This is a genomic window from Methanohalophilus mahii DSM 5219 (genome assembly GCF_000025865.1).
GTDB lineage: Archaea > Halobacteriota > Methanosarcinia > Methanosarcinales > Methanosarcinaceae > Methanohalophilus > Methanohalophilus mahii.
In genome coordinates, this window is the sequence record NC_014002.1 from 1,518,835 (window position 1) to 1,539,176 (window position 20,342).

General features: G+C 43.6%; 16 protein-coding genes. 9 read left to right on the forward strand and 7 right to left on the reverse strand.

Going from position 1 to position 20,342, the window contains the following annotated elements; translation table 11 throughout:
- Positions 1-181 precede the first annotated feature (181 nt).
- From MMAH_RS07595 to MMAH_RS07625, 7 genes are all read right to left on the reverse strand, one after another.
- Positions 182-6,187, reverse strand: a complete 6,006-nt coding sequence (locus MMAH_RS07595; protein WP_013037966.1) for a DUF7507 domain-containing protein — start codon at positions 6,185-6,187, stop codon at positions 182-184.
- A gap of 181 nt (positions 6,188-6,368) precedes the next feature.
- Positions 6,369-7,094, reverse strand: coding sequence for a hypothetical protein (locus MMAH_RS07600; RefSeq protein ID WP_157198716.1), 726 nt, complete (start codon positions 7,092-7,094; stop codon positions 6,369-6,371).
- Between the two features lie 197 nt (positions 7,095-7,291).
- Entirely contained in the window at positions 7,292-7,525 is a 234-nt protein-coding gene (locus MMAH_RS07605; RefSeq protein WP_245526214.1) for a winged helix-turn-helix domain-containing protein, read from the reverse strand.
- A 91-nt stretch (positions 7,526-7,616) separates the two neighbouring features.
- Positions 7,617-8,015: a hypothetical protein gene (locus MMAH_RS07610; RefSeq protein WP_157198717.1), complete on the reverse strand. Its 399-nt coding sequence runs from the start codon at positions 8,013-8,015 to the stop codon at positions 7,617-7,619.
- Positions 8,016-8,216: 201 nt separating this feature from the next.
- Complete coding sequence (locus tag MMAH_RS07615) at positions 8,217-8,903, reverse strand: hypothetical protein (RefSeq protein WP_013037970.1); 687 nt, start codon at positions 8,901-8,903, stop codon at positions 8,217-8,219.
- Positions 8,904-8,996: 93 nt separating this feature from the next.
- Positions 8,997-11,003: a COG1470 family protein gene (locus tag MMAH_RS07620; protein WP_013037971.1), complete on the reverse strand. Its 2,007-nt coding sequence runs from the start codon at positions 11,001-11,003 to the stop codon at positions 8,997-8,999.
- A gap of 54 nt (positions 11,004-11,057) precedes the next feature.
- A complete protein-coding gene (locus MMAH_RS07625; RefSeq protein WP_013037972.1) occupies positions 11,058-13,178 on the reverse strand; it encodes a hypothetical protein in 2,121 nt (706 codons plus the stop codon).
- A gap of 663 nt (positions 13,179-13,841) precedes the next feature.
- Between MMAH_RS07625 and MMAH_RS07630 the strand changes: the two genes are divergently transcribed.
- From MMAH_RS07630 to MMAH_RS07670, 9 genes are all read left to right on the forward strand, one after another.
- Positions 13,842-14,342 (forward strand): nitroreductase family protein, encoded by a 501-nt coding sequence (locus MMAH_RS07630; RefSeq protein ID WP_013037973.1) that lies wholly within the window; start codon positions 13,842-13,844, stop codon positions 14,340-14,342.
- 50 nt (positions 14,343-14,392) lie between these two features.
- Positions 14,393-14,881 (forward strand): ferritin family protein, encoded by a 489-nt coding sequence (locus MMAH_RS07635; RefSeq protein ID WP_013037974.1) that lies wholly within the window; start codon positions 14,393-14,395, stop codon positions 14,879-14,881.
- An 18-nt stretch (positions 14,882-14,899) separates the two neighbouring features.
- A complete protein-coding gene (locus MMAH_RS07640; RefSeq protein WP_013037975.1) occupies positions 14,900-16,102 on the forward strand; it encodes an FprA family A-type flavoprotein in 1,203 nt (400 codons plus the stop codon).
- A 53-nt stretch (positions 16,103-16,155) separates the two neighbouring features.
- Complete coding sequence (locus tag MMAH_RS07645) at positions 16,156-16,431, forward strand: ferredoxin-thioredoxin reductase catalytic domain-containing protein (RefSeq protein WP_013037976.1); 276 nt, start codon at positions 16,156-16,158, stop codon at positions 16,429-16,431.
- Positions 16,432-16,856: 425 nt separating this feature from the next.
- Positions 16,857-18,428 carry a phosphoglycerate dehydrogenase gene (gene serA / locus MMAH_RS07650; protein WP_013037977.1) on the forward strand — a complete coding sequence of 524 codons (1,572 nt, stop codon included), beginning with the start codon at positions 16,857-16,859 and terminating at the stop codon, positions 18,426-18,428.
- A gap of 24 nt (positions 18,429-18,452) precedes the next feature.
- Positions 18,453-18,935: a hypothetical protein gene (locus MMAH_RS07655; protein ID WP_013037978.1), complete on the forward strand. Its 483-nt coding sequence runs from the start codon at positions 18,453-18,455 to the stop codon at positions 18,933-18,935.
- Positions 18,935-19,399, forward strand: coding sequence for a DUF2240 family protein (locus MMAH_RS07660; protein ID WP_013037979.1), 465 nt, complete (start codon positions 18,935-18,937; stop codon positions 19,397-19,399). Before MMAH_RS07655 ends, MMAH_RS07660 begins: the two co-directional genes overlap by 1 nt.
- 115 nt (positions 19,400-19,514) lie before the next feature.
- On the forward strand, positions 19,515-19,895 hold the full coding sequence (locus tag MMAH_RS07665; RefSeq protein WP_013037980.1) for a 50S ribosomal protein L18e: 381 nt from the start codon (positions 19,515-19,517) through the stop codon (positions 19,893-19,895).
- Positions 19,896-19,911: 16 nt separating this feature from the next.
- Entirely contained in the window at positions 19,912-20,331 is a 420-nt protein-coding gene (locus MMAH_RS07670; protein WP_013037981.1) for a 50S ribosomal protein L13, read from the forward strand.
- The last annotated feature ends 11 nt before the right edge of the window (positions 20,332-20,342 follow it).

The window sequence follows — 20,342 nt, forward strand, 5'->3', positions numbered from 1 at the left end:
ATATAAATACGTATTTTCGTTAGAGGCAAAAAGAAGTTTAAAATCCATATGTTGTACAAGATAATATGTCGTTGCAAAATAATAACATTGTAGTGACTACACCTTAAAAAGGGATTATTTTAAATGACCAATAACATAAGTTACCAATAAAAATAAAGAATGGATTTTTACAAACCCATCCTCACTCTTCTTTTCTTCTAAGGAACAATACAATTCCCATTCCTATGAGGGACACTGTTAGCAGTGGATGCGCAGTAGGCACATCTTTCTCCTCTCCGTAGTAGTGACTTGGATCACTATCTTCTACGGTTTCTCCCTCATATTCACCTGTTGCAGTTGCATTGTTTACATACTGGCCGAATTCTGCTGTTCCATTGGCTGTATAGGTCCATGTTTCTCCGGGTTCCAGAATATCATCATTGTTGAGATTACTGCTCTGGAATACAGGAATTACACCCTGATCATCAGTTACATTGATGTTAGTCAGGTTAGCACTTCCAGTGTTAGTAACAACATATTCCCACTCAACTGTTGATCCAACTTCAACCTTAGGACCTTTTGGATCATCAGCATCCTGGCCATTTGTCGACTTTTCGATATCAATAGACAGAGGTAGATACATTCCAGCATCCCATGTCCGATCGACTTCACCTGCAAACAGTGAAATTGTGGCAGTCCTTCCGGTTGCTACATTTGCATCACTGTCTACTGCGTCGTCAGTTCCCTGATCAGCAGGACTGAATTCATAACCATCCGGCAGCACAAACTCGACGAAGTAATCTCCTGCAGCAAGGTCTGTGAATAGGTAATACCCTGTTTCATTGGTGGTTGTACTGTCTACAAACACCTCCCCTCCTGTGTAGAGATTGACGGTTACATCAGCAATTCCAGTGCCAGTTTCGTCCTGGATACCATCTCTGTTAAGGTCTTCCCAGACATAGTCACCCAGAGTGGCCCGAGGCGGTTCCTCACCAAAGTAGTGGCTTGGATCTTCATCAGTAACCTCTGCACCGGTTGGATCAGTTCCTGTAACATTACCGATATTGGCGTACTGACCTTCAGTTGCAGTACCTGTTACATTGTACATCCAGACTTCATCAGTTTGGAGTATATCGTCACCGTTTGTATCTCCACTTACGTATGCTGGAGTTACACCCATGTCATCCTGTACATCAATGCTGCTCAGATTGACATTACCGGTGTTTGTGACATTGTACGTCCATACAACATCTCCACCAGCTGTTACATACGGTCCGGTTGGATCATCGGCATCTTCTCCATTGGTTGCCTTCTCAATATCGATTGAGGAGTTTACACCGAAGTAGTGGCTTGGATCCTCATCGGTAACCTCTGCACCGGTTGGATCAGTTCCTGTAACATTACCGATATTGGCATACTGACCTTCAGTTGCAATACCTGTGGCATTGTACATCCAGACTTCATCAGTTTGGAGTATATCGTCACCGTTTGTATCTCCACTTACGTATGCTGGAGTTACACTCATGTCATCCTGTACATCAATGCTGCTCAGATTGACATTACCGGTGTTTGTGACATTGTAAGTCCATACAACATCTCCACCAGCTGTTACATAGGGTCCGGTTGGATCATCGGCATCTTCTCCATTGGTTGCCTTCTCAATATCGATTGAGGAGTTTACACCGAAGTAGTGGCTTGGATCCTCATCGGTAACCTCTGCACCGGTTGGATCAGTTCCTGTAACATTACCGATATTGGCATACTGACCTTCAGTTGCAATACCTGTGGCATTGTACATCCAGACTTCATCAGTTTGGAGTATATCGTCACCGTTTGTATCTCCACTTACGTATGCTGGAGTTACACCCATGTCATCCTGTACATCAATGCTGCTCAGATTGACATTACCGGTGTTTGTGACATTGTAAGTCCATACAACATCTCCACCAGCTGTTACATAGGGTCCGGTTGGATCATCGGCATCTTCTCCATTGGTTGCCTTCTCAATATCGATTGAGGAGTTTACACCGAAGTAGTGGCTTGGATCCTCATCGGTAACCTCTGCACCGGTTGGATCAGTTCCTGTAACATTACCGATATTGGCATACTGACCTTCAGTTGCAATACCTGTGGCATTGTACATCCAGACTTCATCAGTTTGGAGTATATCGTCACCGTTTGTATCTCCACTTACGTATGCTGGAGTTACACCCATGTCATCCTGTACATCAATGCTGCTCAGATTGACATTACCGGTGTTTGTGACATTGTAAGTCCATACAACATCTCCACCAGCTGTTACATAGGGTCCGGTTGGATCATCGGCATCTTCTCCATTGGTTGCCTTCTCAATATCGATTGAGGAGTTTACACCGAAGTAGTGGCTTGGATCCTCATCGGTAACCTCTGCACCGGTTGGATCAGTTCCTGTAACATTACCGATATTGGCATACTGACCTTCAGTTGCAATACCTGTGGCATTGTACATCCAGACTTCATCAGTTTGGAGTATATCGTCACCGTTTGTATCTCCACTTACGTATGCTGGAGTTACACTCATGTCATCCTGTACATCAATGCTGCTCAGATTGACATTACCGGTGTTTGTGACATTGTAAGTCCATACAACATCTCCACCAGCTGTTACATAGGGTCCGGTTGGATCATCGGCATCTTCTCCATTGGTTGCCTTCTCAATATCGATTGAGGAGTTTACACCGAAGTAGTGGCTTGGATCCTCATCGGTAACCTCTGCACCGGTTGGATCAGTTCCTGTAACATTACCGATATTGGCATACTGACCTTCAGTTGCAATACCTGTGGCATTGTACATCCAGACTTCATCAGTTTGGAGTATATCGTCACCGTTTGTATCTCCACTTACGTATGCTGGAGTTACACCCATGTCATCCTGTACCTGTATTCCGGTCAGATTGACATTACCGGTGTTTGTGACATTGTACGTCCATACAACATCTCCACCAGCTGTTACATAGGGTCCGGTTGGATCATCGGCATCTTCTCCATTGGTTGCCTTCTCAATATCGATTGAGGAGTTTACACCGAAGTAGTGGCTTGGATCCTCATCGGTAACCTCTGCACCGGTTGGATCAGTTCCTGTAACATTACCGATATTGGCATACTGACCTTCAGTTGCAATACCTGTGGCATTGTACATCCAGACTTCATCAGTTTGGAGTATATCGTCACCGTTTGTATCTCCACTTACGTATGCTGGAGTTACACTCATGTCATCCTGTACCTGTATTCCGGTCAGGTTGGCATTACCGGTGTTTGTGACATTGTACGTCCATACAACATCTCCACCAGCTGTTACATAGGGTCCGGTTGGATCATCGGCATCTTCTCCATTGGTTGCCTTCTCAATATCGATTGAGGAGTTTACACCGAAGTAGTGGCTTGGATCCTCATCGGTAACCTCTGCACCGGTTGGATCAGTTCCTGTAACATTACCGATATTGGCATACTGACCTTCAGTTGCAATACCTGTGGCATTGTACATCCAGACTTCATCAGTTTGGAGTATATCGTCACCGTTTGTATCTCCACTTACGTATGCTGGAGTTACACCCATGTCATCCTGTACATCAATGCTGCTCAGATTGACATTACCGGTGTTTGTGACATTGTACGTCCATACAACATCTCCACCAGCTGTTACATAGGGTCCGGTTGGATCATCGGCATCTTCTCCATTGGTTGCCTTCTCAATATCGATTGAGGAGTTTACACCGAAGTAGTGGCTTGGATCCTCATCGGTAACCTCTGCACCGGTTGGATCAGTTCCTGTAACATTACCGATATTGGCATACTGACCTTCAGTTGCAATACCTGTGGCATTGTACATCCAGACTTCATCAGTTTGGAGTATATCGTCACCGTTTGTATCTCCACTTACGTATGCTGGAGTTACACCCATGTCATCCTGGACCTGTATTCCGGTCAGATTGACATTACCGGTGTTTGTGACATTGTAAGTCCATACAACATCTCCACCAGCTGTTACATAAGGTCCGGTTGGATCATCTGCATCTTCTCCATTGGTTGCCTTCTCAATATCGATTGAGGAGTTTACACCAAAGTAGTGGCTTGGATCCTCATCAGTAACCTCTGCACCGGTTGGATCAGTTCCTGTAACATTACCGATATTGGCATACTGACCTTCAGTTGCAATACCTGTGGCATTGTACATCCAGACTTCACCAGGTTCGAGAATACTGTCACCATTTCCATTATCGACTAGATTATCGATTTCTCCTGTCACGTTATCCTGTACATCAATGCTGCTCAGGTTGACATTACCTGTGTTAGTGACATTGTAAGTCCATACAACATCTCCACCAGCTGTTACATACGGTCCGGTTGGATCATCTGCATCTTCTCCATTGGTTGCCTTCTCAATATCGATTGAGGAGTTTACACCAAAGTAGTGACTTGGATCCTCATCAGTAACCTCTGCACCGGTTGGATCAGTTCCTGTAACATTACCGATATTGGCGTACTGACCTTCAGTTGCAGTACCTGTTGCATTGTACATCCAGACTTCACCAGGTTCGAGAATACTGTCACCATTTCCATTATCGACTAGATTATCGATTTCTCCTGTCACGTTATCCTGTACATCAATGCTGCTCAGGTTGACATTACCGGTGTTTGTGACATTGTACGTCCATACAACATCTCCACCAGCTGTTACATACGGTCCGGTTGGATCATCGGCATCTTCTCCATTGGTTGCCTTCTCAATATCGATTGAGGAGTTTACACCGAAGTAGTGGCTTGGATCCTCATCAGTAACCTCTGCACCGGTTGGATCAGTTCCTGTAACATTACCGATATTGGCATACTGACCTTCAGTTGCAATACCTGTGGCATTGTACATCCAGACTTCACCAGGTTCGAGAATACTGTCACCATTTCCATTATCGACTAGATTATCGATTTCTCCTGTCACGTTATCCTGAACAAGGATGTCAGTCAGGTTGGCATTACCGGTGTTTGTGACATTGTAAGTCCATACAACATCTCCACCAGCTGTTACATACGGTCCGGTTGGATCATCGGCATCTACTCCATTGGTTGCCTTCTCAATATCGATTGAGGAGTTTACACCGAAGTAGTGACTTGGATCTTCATCGGTAACCACAATTATATCAAATTCACCTGTGACATTGCCGATGTTGGCATACTGACCCGTTTCAGCAGTACCTTCTGCAGTACATATCATAGATTCACTGACATTGAGTGTTGTTTTTGGGCAATCTACAACAACACCCTGATCGTCAGTTACAACAATATTGTTAAGAGGTACATCACCAGTGTTTGTGACATTATATGTCCATGTAACTTCATCCCCGACAGGGATGAACGGTCCTGTAGGAGTATCGGCATCTTCACCATTGGTAGCCTTCTCTATCATGATATTTGGGCATGGCTGACGTATAAATGCAGTTGCAGTGTCTTCTCCGGGACCATCATCCAGGCCACCAGTATATACTTCAACTTTCAGATCTGGCTGACAGGGACCAACATCCCATATTTCACTGACACCGTTTATTGAAATTTCATAGACACCATCTTCTGTTGGACTAAATGCAGCTTTTACGTCATCATAATCAAGTGGTCCCTGCTCGACTGTCCAGTTGTTGTTCTGCATTCGAAGTGTAACGTCGGGGTTTCCTTCCTGACTAATTCTGATCTTCCATGTTTCAAGATCACCCATACCGGTACCTGCCGGGCCCTCATCTCCAATACAGTCGCCATAATTGGTACAGTCTGTACTTATGCTGCCATCACCGTCAAGGTCTCCAGGGATTCCATAGACCGTACTCATACCGTAGAGGGTATCGTTGGCTACATCGTAGTGACCATAGATCTGTTTTATATCGTAGCCACTTGAATCTCCAAGCTGGGCCATTGATTCATCATGACCGGTACCTGAATCATTTTTAGGGTCTTCTTCATACCATGTATTGGTATCTTGACCAAATGCACCCTGTTTTATTTCCAGCCGGTCACCTGTGTCATAAATGTCATAGCCAGTACCATTAATCTGGCCATAACTCCAGTTATCGTTCCATTCATCAGTATTTTTTTCCCCATCCACCGTTATAGCCGAGGCTGCGGGAATTGTAATAATTAACATTAGTGCTGCACATAGAGCCAGCGCTATCTTCATTTGCTTCATCGTATCCACTCCATTCCATACCACCGTTATTATTGGATGACTAAATCTATGAAGTGGATGGTTTATACTTATGTAGTAAACTAAGTTTCTAACTATCCGTATATTTCTTCTAAACAAAAATTGCAAGCAAAAGTAGGCAAGTTGAAAGATGATTCAGGTCAGAAAGGCCAATCTTAATTGATTATACTTTGGTGAAAATGGAACCATCAAAAATTTGGCTCATAACTTTTATAGCATTATCCGGTATTTGTGTCTTTTTCCCTTTATCTCCGTATTCCATGTTCAAATAATCCGAAGGATTTTTACAGACACCATTTTTGGGATCAGAGGGGTCATAGTCCTCAATGAAAATAACACACCCTGTAAATCCCAGATCTTTTTCCACATGATCCAGTGCATAGTTTACTCCATAAGGGCAACCCACGCCGGGCATGAAATATTTGTATCCTTCTTCTTTCTTCTGTTTAAGCCAGGGAAAGAGGTTTGAGTCGCTATCAATAATAAAAATCCTGTCGCTTGTAAATTCATATTCCTTAAGAACATCAATCATTTTTCCCAGAGAACATGGAATATTACATTTTTTGTCATTTAATTTAAGGCAATCCTGACTTTTCCTGCCATCAGAGGGATTATTTAGAGGACATGAATTTTGTCCCAGAGGTTTTGCACAGTAAGGAAGGAATGACACACATTTATCCAACTCTTCTTCAACAACTCTGCTTATGTCCATTGATGGAGGATAAACAGCAACATTGGGGTTTTTAGGTATTGTTTTTTGCCTATTCAATCCACATTTCCTTGCCACCATGAATTTGTTGATTGAATAGGGAGTCAAAGCATACACTAATTCTCTGAAAGAAGGGGAACTTTGTTGTTTCGTGCAGTCTGAGGGAGTAGATTGTGTCATGCTCATAATTATAATAAGTATTATTATATATCTATTTCTATCTAAAATATTATATATTTGACGGTTTTATTCTATACATGCAACTGTACTTTTTTGTTACTAACACAGGTTTGACTAATAAAATCCATCGTAACAAAGATTAGAAACACAGTTTCTAAACATTGTTTTTAACTTTGGTTTTTGCTATTAACACATCTTTAAAGTTTCAGTATCATTGCAAGATCGTGGAAGGTTTTTCCTTTTTCAGTAGTCACATATTGGTCTCCTTCCTTACGTATCAATTCTTTTTTTTCCAGCATTTCCAGATATTTTTTTGCAATACTGAAGTTTAAATTTGCATTATATACAATCTGGGTTTTGTTTGCCCCACTCATTGCTGCGTCTAATATCTCAGCCGAAATATCGATTCTGCTTCTTCGTTTAATGGCCACCACCTCCACCATTTACTCTTTCAAAGGGGACAAACAAATCTCAATAAACCCCACAAAGTAAAGGCTGAGCATTTCAGACTCCCCATATATTTCATTTTGACCGGTACCTGAGCACTACAAATACGGCTATTATAATTATTAATCCCAGCAAAACAAATTGGAACATTGAGTTATCCTGAAATGTTTCCATGTTGTCTTTATTCACATTAAGATCCAGTTCGATAGTATCGCCGGGGTTTGCATTTACAAGTTTATTCCCGTCATATTCTGCTTCATTTCCGTTTACATAAATTGCTATATCTTCGAAATCTTCAGGTTCAGCTGTCACAATCAGGCCATTTCCCGAAAGATCACCATAAACCCCTGAGTTACTGGTTTGAACGCTTCCTATAATCTGGTCGTTTATTTTTGCTGTAATGTTTGTACCAGGATCTGCCTGTGAACCATCAATTGTTACATTTCCTTTGATAATTAATGGTAAAGATGGCATTTGTGGGCTTTCTTCCGCTGTTGCTACTGATATTGCTGATACTGAAAGTAACATGAATACTTGTAGTATTATAACCAGCACTCGCCCGGTTCCAGTACATTGCATGGTATCACATCACTTGATTGGGATCAGGCCGATCATTAAGGATCGGCCTTTTTAGCTAATAAGAGGAGCTATTCTGTCTGGCTGAATCTCTTTGTTTTACTCCTCTTTTTTGTATTTCAAGAAGGCAATTATTCCCAGAAGTGCCACCAGTACTATTGCCATAACACCGATTCCTGTCATTGAAGTGACCGGTGATTCAGGTGCTGGCACATCTTCTCCTGCAGTTTCCCCGGAAGAACTGACTCCTGCAGAAGCGGTACTGTCTAACTCGCTCTCATCACCTGTGCTTTCACTTGTTGTTGCCTGATCCACACCACCGGTTGAAGTTGATGAACCTGCCATTGCGCCACTTGATCCATCTGATGATCCTGTATCTTCACTGCCTGTAGACGGTGCTGTAAGACTGAGTTCAATAACGTCACCTGGTTGGGAATCAGCCAGTTCAGCTGTAGCATATAGACCTGTTTCCATACCGCCTACATAGAACTTCAGATTTTCGTAGTCGCCGGGTTCACAGGTTATTGCAAGCTGATTTTCTTTGCTAATAATTCCATCTGATTGCAGGGTGGTTGAACCAACTTCTTTGCCATCAAGTTGTGCTGTTACTTCTGTTCCGGCAGGTGCTGCATTATCTCCCTGGTTTACTTCTCCCTCCACTATCAGGGGTAATGAAGGAATACTTCCTTCTGAAGCGCTACATGCCGGAATCATTGCTATTGCTAATAATACTATGAATACCTGTAAGATTGATTTGTATCTGTTAAAGCTCCCCGTTTCGCTCATCTAATCACCTATTTAATCTGTATGATCATAAAAATAAAAAAGGTGAGTTGATTAACCCACCTTTACTTTTCGCTTTTTTTTCTCAGTCTTCAATCAGAACCCGTTAAGGTTGTCTTCCTGAGTCACGTAGACCCAGTAAGCCTCGTATTGTTCCATCTCAAAGACGTCTGTTCCTACATGGTTGCCAGAGATTACTCCAGTTTCACCGTTGTGTCCTACCATCTCATATGACATTGTTGCAGGATCGTATGGCCCCTTTACCAGAGTGTAAGATTCATCGATCGAAGCAAGTGTCACTTCGGCAGACAGAGTGTTCAAAGCTGTGTAACCAATGGTGTTCCAGCCTTCATAGACTGTCATTGAGGCAGGTGCTGAAGGTACTTCTGGTTCAAGCACGTCCTCGGCAATTACCTGAGTGCAGTCATCGGAACTCTTGATCCAGTATCCCTTGAGTGGTTCGAAGTCAGTGACAGTGTCCCAGGTGCCTGAAGATGCATTGTAGTATACAAGTGCATCATAGTTGACATCTGCAAGGACATAGCCAACACTGCTGTTGTTCAGTTCAAATGGTACTGACATGAAGTTCCAGCCGGGCTGGATTGCAATTCCTTCTGGAAGGACCACATCGATTGTGGTTTCCCCACCAACTGGATACTCGTTCATCTCGGTGTCAACAACCACACCGTCAAAGGTGTATGTACCTTCTTCATTTGCAGCACTGACAGTGTATTCGAAGCTTGTTTCACCATCAAGGATGAAGGTTACTTCGTTACCATCTACAATGCTGTTGGGTACACCGAGTGTGGAACTGACGTACTCGAAGCCCTCAGGAATCGTCTCAACAACACTGGAACCCACGCCGTCTTCCTCAACTGTGACGCTTACGTTGAACTCATCACATGGCCCGACTTCTGCCGGATCAGGCATGATGTCCCTGGTTGCGTTGACTACAGGTGGTATTTCAACCTGTGTGTCACAGCTGATATCCTGTACATTTACACCCGGTCCCATATCGAACTCACCGGCAAAGTCAAACATGCCTGGTGTAGCGTCTCCGGGGATCTGGACAGTGTAACTGTAAGTACCATCTGCGGGAGCAGAAAGTTCTACCCATCTGACCATGTCACCATCTGGAGTACCACCATTGTTTGCACTGGTTACGGTCCAGCCTGCTGGAGCAGTATCCTCAATGATGAGTTTGGTTGCATCATCGCCTGCTGTGATATCCAGTTCGACGGTAATTTCGTCACCTGGTGCGGCAGTTGCTGGCAGGTTTCTGCAGACATCTGATTCACCGTTTACTGGTGCTTCACCTGTCACTTCAACCTGTGTGTCACAGCTGATATCCTGTACATTTACACCTGGTCCCATATCGAACTCACCGGCAAAGTCAAACATGCCTGGTGTAGCGTCTCCGGGGATCTGGACTGTGTAACTGTAGGTACCATCTGCGGGAGCAGAAAGTTCTACCCATCTTACTGAGCCATCATCTGGAGTACCTCCATTGTCTGCACCGATTACGGTCCAGCCTGCTGGAGCAGCATCCTCAATGATGAGTTTGGTCGCATCATCACCTGCTGTGATATCCAGTTCGACGGTAATCTCGTCACCTGGTGCGGCCGTTGCTGGCAGACTTCTGCAGACATCGGATTCAACGACAGGTGCTCCGCCTTCTACTACTTCAACCTGTGTGTCACAGCTGATGTCCTGTACATTTACACCTGGTCCCATATCGAACTCACCGGCAAAGTCAAACATGCCTGGTGTAGCGTCTCCGGGGATCTGGACAGTGTAACTGTAGGTACCATCTGCTGGTTTTGCAAGTTCAATCCATCTGACCGTGTCACCATCTGGAGTACCTCCATTGTCTGCACCGGTTACGGTCCAGCCTGCTGGGGCAGCATCCTCAATGATGAGTTTGGTCGCATCGCCAGCCGCAGTGATATCAAGTTCAACGGTAATTTCGTCACCTGGTGCGGCAGTTGCTGGTAGTTGCCTGCACACATCGGATTGTGCTGCAGCCGATGAGATCATCGGTATTGCGACTACCAACACCAAAGCCATGATGCCGAGCAATCTTAACATATTGTTTATTTTCATAATGAACCCCCTTGAGTTAAAGTTGGGAGGGGCACTCCCAACTTACCATGTTCTTTAGCAATACTCCTCACCTGACAGGAAGTAGTCAATCAGTTCTGAAATTTCACTGATAGACATCTGTCCACCGAGGTAGTCATCTACTGCTGCGGAAATCTCACTGAGTTCAATTATGCAGTTCTCGTTTGCATCGTACTCATTGTACTCTGGTGTTGGCTCCTGTGGTTCTTCGCCATCATCAATCATGTCCGGTGGGATGAACAGCCTGATGTCACCGTGGGTGACTGCAAGGTTGTCAGTGCAGAACTCATCATCGATCTGCAGGTACAGTGCATCCACACAGGTCCAATCTCCACTGCAGTCAGTGTCGAAGTGACCTACTGTAAAGGTATCATCAGATGGGTGTGGTACAACGCTCAGCAGATCGACATTTGACCACATCAGATTTTGATCTGCAGGTTTCAGGGTCTGTCCAAGATCCAGAGCATGCTGATCCATTACCTTGGTGTTGTTTGGATAGAATGCTTCCTTTATGGAGACATCAGTCAGCCTGACATCGTAGAGTGTTACAACATCGTTTGCATCCATGTCGATGTATGCGTGGTCTACACCTTCAGTGAACTCTCCATCGTTGTTTCTGTCAACGTATTTTATGAGGTCATAGTTTGAGAACACCTCAGTGAGTGTATACTCTACATCGATGTTACACAGGCTTACCTTGGTACCGCATTCTGGCCACTCTTCCATTTCAAAGAATGGACTGTTCGGGTCGTTTACAGGTACATACAGTCTGTGATCTCCAACTGTGACAGCCTTGTCATAATGGAATTCATCTGTCATCTGCTGGAAGTAAAGCTTGTCTGGACAGGTCCAGTCTCCGGTGCAGTCAGAATCGATGTAACCCAAGCTTTCATTCAATGGCCCGAGTACTCCAAGTACGTCACCTGTATCTGCATCGTTAGATGCGACAACAGACCATGCATCATACATGAATGGATCTTCAAATCCTGGCAGGGATGCTTCAACATCCACCAGTCTGATATCTCCCTCATCGACAACAGTGTTACCATTTGCATCAAGATAGAGGTCGTCTCCAAGGGTGTATCCTGGAAGTCCGTCGTTGTCGACATACCTGATAAGACTCTGGTCACTCGGTGTGAGGTCGTGTCCGAGATCGAATTCATCACAAATCTTTACCTTGGTGTTTGGACCATAGTTTGTGGAAACTTCAGTCAATCTTATGTCGCCAAAGGATACTTTTGAGTTATTATCCATGTCAACATACCATTCAGTGTCACCACCATAGGTGTAGGATGCAAGTTGTGCATCAAGGTTTGTCATTAACATGTAGGTTGCATCGTGGTCACCCTGTACGACCTTGGTACCACATTCAGGTACACATTCATCACCTGGTGGGATGTAGAGTCTGGTGTCACCAATTGTTACAACTTCATCGAACCACCATGAGTCTTCACCATGTGGCTGAATGAGGTAGAGCTTGTCAGAGCAGGTCCAGTCACCGCTGTTGTCGGCATCAACCCATTTTACAAGGTCGCCGGCACATCCGCTTCCGATTGCTTCAACTTCCATTCCAAATGCGGGATGGCTACTGTTAATCCTGTCCCATGACTGTCCATCTACTCCCTGTGCCTGTTCAAATTCACCGGCATTAGATTCATCAAGGGAATAAACATCCACTGCGGGCAGGTCTGTTAAAAGTATGTCCCCTCTTGAAAGTTTTCCGTCATTGTCAAGATCAAAAGCGACACCATCATAGAGGTCATACTTTTCGTTGTCATTGACATCAACATAGACGATTGGACAGTTAATTACTTCCTCGATAACATCCTGATTGTCCATGTCTTCTGGTGCAACCTTTGTGTTTGGATCATAATTTGTGTGCCAGTTAGAAATACGTATGTCACCGGCTGTAATAATCAGTTCTTCCTGACCATTGTAATCGGGCTCCATGTCAACATAGTAATAGCCGTGTAGTGACTTTACTATAGTAGCATTTGGAGCATCATACAGGACAAACGTAGTCTCCTGATCACATTGTTCTACTTCTGTGCCGCAGGGTTTTTCCCAGCAGCCTTTTACGTCCTCTGCTGCAGCTGCGCCTGTAAAGGCCAGGCATAACATTGCCACAAGCATAAGAACACTAATCTTCCATTGCATTCCTTTTTACCTCCGTTGAGATCTGATCTTATTTTCATTTCATAGCGGTCAAAAGGGATGCAGTTAACCGGAACAGCCCACTTGCTTTAAAGGGAAGGAATTAACAGTCCCGATAACAATCGGGAGGTCAACACCTTCAACAACAAACGCTCTCACTTCCTTCCCCTGCAAGTGAAGCTGTTCGGGTACCACCACCATACCCCTTACCACTTCACATTAATCTACATCACGAATCCTTATATACTCTTAAGAACCGCTGATTAGTACCATAAGTAAGAATCTATAATAGGTGGATCAAAAAAAAGCAGATTCAGAAAAACACAAGCATTAACCTTGCAGCATTGCTTTTTTGGTTCGTCTATGTCTGCCTATATAATATCTATATGATTATGATTATATTCTACAGGTAAATCTTCAGTTCTTGCTAATAAATATTCAGCAATTGCCGAATATTATATTTCATATGTTACAACAACCTCGCAGCAATGCTTTTTTCCAATAAGCATGCAATATAATCCTTTTTGCTCAAAAAAACAATGTTTCTAAACTCATTTCTTCATTTTGTTTTAGTATAATCAATAAAAATAGTATAAAGGAGCCTGGGAAAAGTTATTTACATACTAAAAGAGAGTTTATTTGCAGTCATTATCATGGGGGTATTTAATGGAAGTTTTTGAAGCAATAGAGAAGCGCACCAGCATTCGGCAGTTTCTTCCCCGCGAAGTCCCTGCCGATACCCTGGATAAAATACTTTATGCAGGCACCCAGGCACCGAACGCCTTTAACAGCGAACCCTGGGAATTCATACTTGTCAAAGATGAAAAACTAAGGGCTCGTCTTGCTGATATGAGAAAAAAGGCACCCGAGCAGCAGAAGGCCATTGAGACAGCGTCCGTTATTGTCGTGGTCTGTTATGACAAGAAATTCGGGGACGAGGCTGTAGGCTCAACATATGCCTGCATAGAGAACATGCTGCTTGCTGCAACTGCTGAAGGACTGGCAGGTGTAACCCTTACATTCCATGGTAAAAAAGCAATGGACATGTTCGGTATTCCGGATGGTTTTGATATAGCATCCGTAATTCCTATGGGATACCCGGCAGAATCTCCTGAAAAACCTACTCGTGTGGCAGTCAGGGATAAAATGCACATAGATAAGTTTTAATTACTCATATTGTCAAATATAATAGCTACTGATTGTGGGAGTTGAATAAATTGCAAGATATACTCAAAGATGTAGATGTAGAACTCGAGAACATTAGTACGCTTGAAGAGGCAGTGGAAATGGCGATTGCTCTGGAAGACCAGGGTTATGATTTCTATCTTGAAAGAGCCAAACTTTCCGGCAATCCCGGGGCAAAGAAAACCTATGAGTTTCTTGCCGAGGAAGAAAAACATCATGCCCAGTATCTTCACAAATTCCTTGAAGGAAAAGAAGTCGAAATACCTGAATCCAGAATCCCTGATTTCCGGGGATCTTTGAATGTGGAATTCACAGAAAACAATCTGGAAGAGATTGGCATTATGCTTGGTGCACTGCGTTTTGAAAGAAAGAGTGAATATTTCTACCATGAACTCGAAAAGAAAACCACCGACAGGGCAGAACAGGAATTTTTCAGCAAGATTGCCAAAGTTGAGCGTGGCCACTATGAACTCATTGATAGTTTGCTGGATGAAGCCACCGGTTTCAGGATGCAGACATAAGTTTGGCAGGTGAATTTTGTGGATACTCCCGAAGAGCCACTTGAAATTGCCAAAGGGGTTTACTGGGTTGGCGTAATCGACTGGAACCTGCGGGATTTCCACGGTTATGAGACTCCCAGGGGTGGCACATATAATGCTTATCTTATAGTCGATGAAAAGATCACCCTCATAGACACTGTAAAAGCATCCTTTGCAGACGAGATGATCGAAAGGATCAGCAGGATAGTGGACCCTGCAAAGATCGATTATATCGTGGCCAATCATGTGGAGATGGACCATTCCAGTGCCCTGCCAAGGATACTGGAAGTTGCTCCGAATGCCAGGATATTTGCTACCGAGAGGGGCAAAACCGGACTCAATGAATATTATGCCGAATCCGGGTGTAGTGGCTGGAACTTTGAGACCGTGAAAACCGGGGACGAATTAAACACCGGCAAAAGGACCCTGATGTTTATTGAAGCAGTCATGCTCCACTGGCCTGACAGCATGCAGACTTACCTCAAAGAGGATAATATTCTCTTTTCCAATGATGCATTTGGCCAGCATATTGCCACTTCAAAGAGGTTCGATGATCAGGTAGAAGACGTCATGGAAGATGCCGCTATTTATTTTGCCAATATACTGACACCCTTTTCATCCCGAATACTCAAACATCTTGAAACTGTCGGGAAACTAGGATTACAGATCGACATGATAGCTCCTTCCCACGGTGTTATCTGGCGCAGTGATCCGCAAAGGATAATTGATGCCTATGCAAAATGGGCTTCTGGGGCAAGTGAGCAAAAGGTGCTTGTTATCTATGATTCAATGTGGGGCAGCACAGAGATGATGGCAAAAGCAATTGCAGAAGGAGTACGGGCATCAGGCACTGATGTTGGCCTGTTCCACCTGCGTAAAAATGACTGGAGCATGCTCATCAAGGAATTAATGGAATGCCGGGTCTTTGCCCTTGGATGTCCCACAATGCACAATGGGATGTTCTTCACAATGGGTGGTTTCCTGACGTACCTGAAAGGTTTGCGCCCAAAAGACAAAAAAGTATCATTCTTCGGGTCCTATGGCTGGGGTGGCGGTGCAATCAGGCAGATGGAAGAGGCACTCAAGAATACCAAAATGGAATTTGTGGAAGACCCCTATAAAGTGAAATTCAGACCTGAAAAACAAGATTTAGAGGGATGCAGGCAACTGGGAATAAAACTGGGTGAAATCGCCCGGTCCTGATTGTGCCCAAATATTTTTATTTATATTGAACAAAGACTACAAGGAGTGATATAATGAAATTCGAAGATGAACTTGAGATGGAATTCTATGAACGTTCCAAGAAAAACGCCGAAACTACTGGATACAGACTTAATTCGGACTATGATGTAATCACCACAGCGGTGAAAAATATCGCTAACAATAAACGCCAGTATGGTGAATGGTATTGCTTCTGCCAGAAAAGAACAGGGGATAAAGAAAAAGATAAGAAGATAATCTGTCCTTGTGCACGCCGTTCCCGCGATGTCGAGACACGCGGTGCATGCAAGTGTGGATTGTACATTAAGTAATAAAATATTAGAAAATTGCAAGTATGAACAGATCATAATTGAACTACCTGTTTGATCTTGCAATATTTCTGCTTTTTATGATTGTTACCTAATCGGCTTTTACATGTACATTTTTAGTTCTTCGGGGAATTTCACAGAGCGGTTATCAGGCATATCTGGAGCTGACAAAAGCAAGTTGTTTCCTGATTCATAAAAATTTCAACCTTACTGGCAATTGCTGTTTGAGTACTCACAATATTTCGCTATAAACAGACATTATTCCTGACTCATAATAAGGTAGAAAGTCTGAATGAGTGTGGAAAAATAAACTGTTTATGATGGTTAGATATATTTATATGGGTGGTTCAATCTAAAGTCAGTGTTTACCGACGATTGTCAAACTCATCGGTGTATTACATTATTGTTATCACATGGAGAATATTAATATGAAGGTACTAGTCAGTGATTCGTTATCAGAGGAAGGAGTGGCAAAACTTGAAGAACATTTTGATGTGGAGGTTTCAACAGGTCTTTCCGAGGATGAGCTTGTTGAGAAGATAGGAGATTTTGACGCCCTTGTAATACGCAGTGGAACACAGGTTACTGCCAGAGTAATAGAAGCCGCGGATAAACTCAAGATTGTGGGGCGTGCAGGAGTAGGAGTGGATAATATCGATATTCCTGCAGCTACAGAGAAGGGAATCATTGTAGTGAATGCACCGGAAGGAAACATGCTTTCAGCTGCGGAACATACAATAGCAATGATGCTTTCAATGGCACGCAACATTCCGCAGGCAACTGCTTCACTTAAAGCAGGCAAATGGGAACGCAAGAAATTTTTAGGTGTCGAAGTAAATGGAAAGACCCTTGGAGTGATAGGCCTTGGCAGGATTGGTGCTGAAGTGGCCAAAAGAGCGCAGGGACTTGAAATGAATATCCTTGCCTATGACCCGTTTGTAAACGAAGACAGGGCAAAAGAACTGGGTGTGGAACTGGCATCTGTAAAAGACATTGCAAAACGTGCCGATTTCATTACCGTACATACACCACTGACTAAGGAAACCCGCAATATTCTCGATACTGAAGAATTTGATCTGATGAAGCCTACTGCAAGGGTAATTAATTGTGCCCGTGGCGGAATCATCAATGAAGATGCACTTGGAAAGGCTCTTAAAGATAATAAGATCGCAGGTGCTGCCATAGATGTCTTTACAAATGAACCACCTGTAAACTGTTCTTTTGTTGGATTGGAAAATGCTGTTGTCACCCCTCATCTTGGTGCATCTACCGAAGAGGCACAGGTCAATGTGGCCGTATCCGTAGCAGAAGAAGTAATATCTGTATTAAATGGCGGACCCGCCCGCAGCACTATCAATATCCCCTCCATTAAACCGGAAATAATGTCCACCATCCGTCCGTATCTTGAACTTGCAGAGACCCTGGGAAGTGCAGTATCCCAGCTTATGGACGGCAACTATGAAAAAGTGGAAATTGCCTATAAGGGAGATGTTGCCGGCAAGGATACCCGACATCTTACACTTGCAGCCCTCAAAGGTGTGCTGAAGACCATAATGGGTGCTTCTGTAAATTATGTAAATGCTCCTTCTATTGCTAAATCCCGGGACATTGAGGTCGTGGAAAGTAAATCCGAAAGAGTAGAAGAATACACATCCAGCGTAACGATCAAACTCAGCAAGGATTCAATTTCCAAGAGTATTACCGGTACGGTTGTTGAGGATGACCTGAGGATAATCATGATCGACGGGCAGCGGGTAGACCTTGCACCTTCCGGTTACATGATCGTTTCCAACCACATCAACAGGCCCAATGTAATCGGCCCCTGCTGCATGATACTGGGAGATCATGAGATCAATATTTCCGGCATGCAGGTCGGCCGTGTCCAAATATGCGGGAAGACCATTATGGCACTGAATGTGGATTCCGAAGTATCAGAGGATATCCTGGAACAAATTCGCCACGTTGATGGTATTATAGATGCCAAACTGGTGTCCCTCTAAGTAAAATCGAATTGATCCAAAAACATGATGAAGAAAAGGATTTACCACCGGTTCCCGCGCAGGGAGGTTCAGTTTGAACAAAAGAACCGCTATTATGCGGATTTGCCCTATCTTGTAAAAGTAATGGCTAATACGGATGGCAGATTCGGCATGTTCGTTACCGAATCTGTTACAAGAAGAGGTTACCGAATACAGGCAAAACGTGAAATCAAAGTTGAAATCGTCATGAATGGTATTGATTTTTCATCATTGAATTATCGTAATGCTGATTCGGTTGTTGGCACAATTGAACCGGAAGGGATGGTGGATTTCCGTATCTCACTGAAATACAGTTACCTTGATGGCGAATATAGCAGGGTTCCTTTCAAGGGTGACGTCTTCCTGGTAAGGGCAATTCTTGAAGGGGATGTCCTTACTCTTCGTATCAATCATATTGATGGGCCCGGCAGAACCGAATGTGGGAGAATTGCTGATACAATCGTTGATGAATTAAGACGTGGCTCCTGATGGATGAATTGAAGTGTGTGGTAGCGGGCCCCTTCAAAAGGAATGAAGGCGGTTCGATGCTACCACAGGATTTTGAATTTTCCCTCTCCTTCGACCTTAAATGGATGACACCCGAACAGGCATCCAAAATACTGGATATTGCTTTGAATTCTCATCTACTTTATGTGGAAGACGAACAATTACACCCTGCATTTGATCCATCGACAGTTGATATCCCGAGAGGATTCATCCCTTCAAAAGATATCCTGCACCAGATAACCCTTGTTGATCAGATTCTGGAATACATCGCATCCTGCAGTAATATGGACCTAAAACAGGTTGTATCTCTTGTGAATAATCGGCATGAGAATCTTTCAGGCATGGTGGATGTTGAAGTTGCCGCCCTTATTATCGGAAGAGAGCTTGGTTGTGATTTGGACAAATTCTATGAAAGGGTCCTGCAGAACGTTTCAAGTAACGGTTGACTAATGCACAATCTTTATCTATTAGTAATTTAATTACACCCCACACTCCCTATCTATTCACCATGTTCGAACGCAAATTGTGCGTGAGTGAGAGATATTCTTGCAGAGGGACATCATGAGTAAAAAAACACAAAACAAAATTGAAAGGAAATCAGATCCTAGGGTTCCTTCTCTGATCGTCAGCCTTAAGGAACAGGCACGTCAGGAAGATGCTGCGATCTGGAGAGATATAGCCAGAAGACTTGAAAAACCAAGGAAAAACTATGCCGAGGTAAACCTGAGTAAACTCAACAGGAACGCCACAGACGACGAAATTGTTCTTGTTCCTGGAAAGGTACTTGGTGCCGGCATTTTGAAACGCTCCGTAGCTGTTGCAGCGCTTGGTTTCAGTGCATCTGCAAAGGAAAAAATCGCAGAAAATGGTGGCAGATGTATCACTATTGAAGAGATAATGAAAGAAAAACCGGCAGGCTCCGGTATCAGGATCTTGATCTAAAGGCAGGTGTTCTATAATGACAGTTATCAATGCAGATGGACTTATTATGGGAAGGCTTGCAAGCAAGATTGCACATAGACTTCTTGCTGGTGAAACCATATCCATAGTCAATGCAGAAAAAGCTATAATCTCTGGTGCAAAAATAGCGACCTACGAAGATTACGAGCACAAAAGATCCCTTGGAAGCCATGAATTTGGCCCATTTTTCCCAAAAAGGGCAGACAGGATTCTTAAAAGATCTGTCAGAGGAATGCTCCCATATAAAAGAGCACGCGGGAAAGATGCTTTATCACGCCTCAGGGTTTATATTGGCATGCCTGAAGAGTTTGAAAATGCTGAATTAGAGGTTGTAGAAGGAACAGATATCGACCGCCTGAGTACTGCAAAATATATTACCATCGGGGAATTAAGCAGAAAAATGGGTTCGAAATTCTAAGGAGAATCATA

Bases quoted from the DNA above. Each gene is read 5' to 3' on its own strand.
- MMAH_RS07595 (WP_013037966.1), bottom strand. From the start codon at position 6,187: ATGAAGCAAATGAAGATAGCGCTGGCTCTATGTGCAGCACTAATGTTA.
- MMAH_RS07600 (WP_157198716.1), bottom strand. From the start codon at position 7,094: ATGACACAATCTACTCCCTCAGACTGCACGAAACAACAAAGTTCCCCT.
- MMAH_RS07610 (WP_157198717.1), bottom strand. From the start codon at position 8,015: ATGCCATCTTTACCATTAATTATCAAAGGAAATGTAACAATTGATGGT.
- MMAH_RS07615 (WP_013037970.1), bottom strand. From the start codon at position 8,903: ATGAGCGAAACGGGGAGCTTTAACAGATACAAATCAATCTTACAGGTA.
- MMAH_RS07620 (WP_013037971.1), bottom strand. From the start codon at position 11,003: ATGAAAATAAACAATATGTTAAGATTGCTCGGCATCATGGCTTTGGTG.
- MMAH_RS07625 (WP_013037972.1), bottom strand. From the start codon at position 13,178: ATGCAATGGAAGATTAGTGTTCTTATGCTTGTGGCAATGTTATGCCTG.
- MMAH_RS07630 (WP_013037973.1), top strand. From the start codon at position 13,842: ATGGAAGTTTTTGAAGCAATAGAGAAGCGCACCAGCATTCGGCAGTTT.
- MMAH_RS07645 (WP_013037976.1), top strand. From the start codon at position 16,156: ATGAAATTCGAAGATGAACTTGAGATGGAATTCTATGAACGTTCCAAG.
- serA (WP_013037977.1), top strand. From the start codon at position 16,857: ATGAAGGTACTAGTCAGTGATTCGTTATCAGAGGAAGGAGTGGCAAAA.
- MMAH_RS07655 (WP_013037978.1), top strand. From the start codon at position 18,453: ATGATGAAGAAAAGGATTTACCACCGGTTCCCGCGCAGGGAGGTTCAG.
- MMAH_RS07660 (WP_013037979.1), top strand. From the start codon at position 18,935: ATGGATGAATTGAAGTGTGTGGTAGCGGGCCCCTTCAAAAGGAATGAA.
- MMAH_RS07665 (WP_013037980.1), top strand. From the start codon at position 19,515: ATGAGTAAAAAAACACAAAACAAAATTGAAAGGAAATCAGATCCTAGG.
- MMAH_RS07670 (WP_013037981.1), top strand. From the start codon at position 19,912: ATGACAGTTATCAATGCAGATGGACTTATTATGGGAAGGCTTGCAAGC.